The organism is Sulfurovum sp. bin170 (assembly GCF_010892395.1).
Taxonomy (GTDB): Bacteria; Campylobacterota; Campylobacteria; order Campylobacterales; family Sulfurovaceae; genus UBA1140.
Window position 1 is genome coordinate 1 of record NZ_JAACKB010000156.1, and the last position, 4577, is coordinate 4577.

Genomic DNA, 4577 nt, shown 5'->3' on the forward strand with positions numbered 1-4577 from the left:
TAACTCCTTATTTTTAGGTGTAAACGAAATCACTAAAATCTTTTCAGGAAGCAAACTCCAAGTAGAGACATCATTTTGCCCATAAATAGCAGACCCTGTTTTAAAGATGGTTGCCAACAACTTTGACTTTTTATCCAAAGCCTCTGAACCCATAGATATAGTTGCCTCTTTTGTTAAGATAGAGAGGATAGCAGGAAGTTTTTCTTTGAACTCATTGATTTTTATCGCATTAATATCTGAAAGAAGAGAACTTCTTGCCACCTCTTTATTTTGACTATCTATGATTTTTATATAATCAATATCACTCTTTTCCAAGATGTAAGATGGTAGATACGCCATTCTCTGCTGACCATTTCCCATATCCATTTTGAGTTGTACTTGTGATTTTAGAGGAGATTGACCCACATCGAAAAATAGCTCTACTGTTGGTTTGGTATCTCTGTTTTGATAGGCTAGAAGTTTGTTTTTTAGTATTTTGGAATCGGAGGCTTTAGCCCCGAACTGTGCGAGGCTAAAGCCATCGGTTCCAAATTTTATGGCATTTCGTATATCCACTAATGCGTTATCATAATCACCATCTTCTGCATAACCCAAAGCAGAAATATAGTAGGCAAAAGGGTTTTGATAGGGGTGATGTTGTGGATTTACGCTATTGAAAAGCAAATCATATCTTGAAGCTAAATGAGCATTTTTATCTACTTTATTGTAGCTCTCTTTGAACTTATGTAACTTTAGCTTCTCTTGTTGCTGTATCAAGTTTGAGTTTTTTGCTTCGACTCTAGCCGATTCTGAATCTCCAAGCATTAGGTAGTTTATTGCTTTATAGTTGTGCAAAAAAACTTTATCAAATCCCTCTCCTTGATATTCATTTCTGACAATATTTGAAAGAGCAATAGTGGATTTATTTTCGTTGATTCTATATATATTGATAGCATTATCAAAATTTTGGTTAGATTGTTGGTAGCTATTTTTAAAGTAGTAAGCCAGACCAAGCTCTGAATTTTTGAGTAGCTCATTTTGATTTTTACTGACTATATCTATAGCTTTGTCAAAGTTGCACTCTTTTAAGGCATCACTACTTTGATTATAGCTATGAACTTTTGGAGCTACAGTTTCGTGTAATATATCAGAAGCAACTTGACATCCACTAAAGATAGACATCAATAAAATAGTTGTGGCTATTTTTTTATACATATCTTCCCCCTCTAAAAAATAATCTCTACTCCTGCATTCACCCCATAGAGTGTCTCAGCATCCAGCTCTATATCTCCATCTTGTGTTATCTGATTGTACTGCCACCCTGCACCGATAATAATATCTGTAGCAAATGAGTTGTTTGAGTAGACATCAGCAAAACGATAGTCAGCTTTTAAACCTATTGCAACCATATCAATATCTTTATTGTATTGAGAGTAGCTGTTCTCTTTTTGTATAATCTGCATCTCATTATCTATACCATAATCAAAAAAAGCCTTTATATCATAGTTCCTATCAGTAACGCCAACAGCACCACTGATACCTTTTGAGTAGTAGTTGGAGTCAAAAATCACTGGTAGCTCTCCGTTTAGTCCTGTATCTCCGATAAAGGTTGGTTTTGACCACTCCTCATCAAAAACACCTACAGAGGCGTAACTACCTTTTAACTTTTTCAGAACATTATCAAATCTATAAGAGAGTTTATGACTTGTGAACTTTGTTTTAAATGATAGGTTATTTCCTCTCTCTAGCAGAACAAAATCTTCACCTAAAACACCACCATTGGTTTTTCCAAACCAGTAGACACTATTTTGGAGTAGTGTAGCAGAACCTATGAAGTTTCTTGTGTTGTACTCATAGTTTAGACCATCTAGCCACTCTTTGTCAAAGAGATAGTTAATCACTTTCATAAGTTGCAGTGAGATTCTCATCCCATCAATGGTCGAATCCTGTTTTTGGTCATCTTTGTACTGGGCTAAAAGGTCATCTTGACTATCAGAAGAGGTAAGTGTGCCGTACTTTTCAATGGTAAAAACATCAGAGTCATAAAGCTTTACTTTTAGTTTTCCAAAACCTAAGAATAACCCTTCGGTATCATATTCTAGTACATTTCCTGATAATCCTGGATTCCAAAAATCTGTTTGGGCTCCCATCTCTACAGCAAATTTGACATCATCATTTTTTCTTGTTGATTGACTATTCTCTTCTGACACACTATCATCAGTTATGGCGATACTCTCTGCACTTAAGCATGCAGAAAATAGCAATAGTGAACATAAAACTTTAAATTTAAACATAAAATAAACTCCTCAACTATTTTTTATTTAAACTCAATGTTAGCAATATTTATTATAATCTAAGCTTAATATTTTACTATCTTTTACCACCCAAACATAGCCTTATTATACACCTTTCTAATCTCAACATCATGACTCCAAACTACTCGACTAGTCTCTCTCTCTGTAAGTGTCAAGTTAAAGTTAAAAAACATATCTTTAGTACGGTCATTTTTTTTGAATATACTAGAAATTTTTCCAAAAAAGATGCCACTACTTTTGCCCTTTTCTTTTTCAACTATTTTCACCTTTCCACTCTGCACTAAAGCCATAGAGATTTTATCTGCTAGGTGTTTGGTATCTATATGGTCATGGCTACGGTTTTTTATCTTTCCAAAACTATAACTTTTAGAAAAATCAATCGTAGAGGATGAGAGAATATGAGTAGCAACTCTATTTGCCATCTCTTGCAGGTCACTCTCTCCCCATCTAATCGTTGTCAATTGATTCTCTTTTGGGTCAATACTCTGCATTTTTGCAGGAGTATTACAACCTGAAAACAACACTATTCCAATTAAAAATATAAACTTCATCATCGGTTAACTATCTTTCTTATCTCTTTCTCCTCTGACCATACGATAACAGAAGTTTTTACATCGGTTAATTTAAGAGTCAACGCATAAAAATTATCAATAGTTGAGCCTGTATCTTTTTTGATAGAGTGTACATCCCCTGTCAGTTCATAATCTTTTTTGATAAATTTACCCTCTTTTTTTTCTAATCCATCTATATATTCACTATCTATAAAGTTTACTCTAGTTGATTTGATAAGATTGGTTCGGATACTATTTTTAATAAGCTTAGTATCTATATGCTCGTCCACTCCAACTCCAACACCAATATTTCCCAATGCAAGATAGGGCTTTTTAGAGGCAGAGGCGATAACAGGAGTTTGCAACATCGCAGAGACCATCTTCTGTACAAATATATGCAAATCTTCTGCACCATAATTGGCATCTGTATCTTGCATATCTCTTGGGTCAACTCGAACTACTTTTCCACTACCACCTGTAGAGACACATCCTACCATTGCGAATACTATACCTACTGCTATAACTGTTTTTTTTACTATCATTTATACTCTCCTATTTCAGATAAAATTTACAACTTGTTGCTGTTGGAACTGGTGCTATACCTTTGATTCTACTGTTATCATTTGATTCCAAAAACAGAGGTTGCCATATTGACATATTTTCACCAACCTCAAAACCCTCATCATCAAACCACTTATATCTATAATTTACAGAAACTTTTTGGCTTTGATGATTTTGAATATCCAAAACTACCTGAAACGAACCATTTTTAACTCTACTTGAACTATTGGCTACAGAGACTCTATCTTTGAGCTTATCATCTATAATAGTTTTTACAAAAGAGTCCATTTTGGGAACATAAACCACTGGTGTTGACTCCACCACTCTACTCTCATGTTTGGACTCCACTCTCCCTTTTGGAACGGTAAAGTAAAATTTACCATTAATAGTTTGGTTGTAGATAGCAGGAAACTGTTTTTGATTTGATGCTATATATACATCTTCTCTAGTTTTATGAAACACATTTTGTAAATCCAGTGAGCGTTTCATATTTTTAACTAGATATTTTGTAAAGAGTCCATTTTCCCCCGACTTTCCATCACTTGCAACACTCCCTGCTCCTGTTGAGTAGGAGACAAAAAGCCCTATAGGTTCAGCTTTTGCCAATCCACCAGTTCCAGCAGACCTGCTAAATGGATCATTTCTACAAGCATCAAGCACTACAATATTGAGTCTATTTCTAGCATTTTGCATCTTTTTTGTAATCTTATTCAAGGATACAGCTTCAAACTCGGCATCACTCTTCTCATCCAATTTGGCATCTATAGGAATCAGATAATTTTGACCATCCACCTCTATACCATGTCCAGAGAAGTAGAATAGCCCTACTCCACCCTCTCGTATCTTCTCATAAAATTTATTTAGAGTAGCCCTCATATCTCGTTTGGTACTATTCTCTTTATAGATAACCTCAAATCCTCTGCTCTCCAATATATCCCTTATGGACTTGGCATCGTTTATTGGATTTCTCAGTTTAGACAAAACACCTCCATATTCATTATTTCCCATAACAAGAGCAACTCTCTGCTCACTCTGCATTTTGCTAGAGACTCTTACCCCTCTATCATCTGCTTGTGCAAAAAGTAAAATAGACAACAAAAACATGAAAAAAAATTTCATAATAACTCCTTAAAATATTAATATATAGTAATATTATTCCTCAATTATAACA

5 protein-coding genes are annotated in these 4577 nt (G+C 34.6%); all 5 read right to left on the reverse strand.

Features of this window, described 5'->3' with window-relative positions:
* Positions 1 to 1194: hypothetical protein (locus tag GSY74_RS03670; protein ID WP_164663754.1), on the reverse strand; the 1194-nt coding region annotated here is incomplete at its 3' end.
* An 11-nt stretch (positions 1195 to 1205) separates the two neighbouring features.
* Positions 1206 to 2273: a hypothetical protein gene (locus GSY74_RS03675; RefSeq protein WP_164663755.1), complete on the reverse strand. Its 1068-nt coding sequence runs from the start codon at positions 2271 to 2273 to the stop codon at positions 1206 to 1208.
* Positions 2274 to 2356: 83 nt separating this feature from the next.
* Complete coding sequence (locus tag GSY74_RS03680) at positions 2357 to 2848, reverse strand: hypothetical protein (RefSeq protein WP_164663756.1); 492 nt, start codon at positions 2846 to 2848, stop codon at positions 2357 to 2359.
* Entirely contained in the window at positions 2845 to 3387 is a 543-nt protein-coding gene (locus tag GSY74_RS03685; protein ID WP_164663757.1) for a penicillin-binding protein activator LpoB, read from the reverse strand. Before GSY74_RS03685 ends, GSY74_RS03680 begins: the two co-directional genes overlap by 4 nt.
* A gap of 10 nt (positions 3388 to 3397) precedes the next feature.
* The gene (locus tag GSY74_RS03690; protein WP_164663758.1) at positions 3398 to 4525 is read right to left on the reverse strand and encodes a DUF1425 domain-containing protein; all 1128 of its coding nucleotides are present in this window, start codon (positions 4523 to 4525) and stop codon (positions 3398 to 3400) included.
* Positions 4526 to 4577 lie beyond the last annotated feature (52 nt).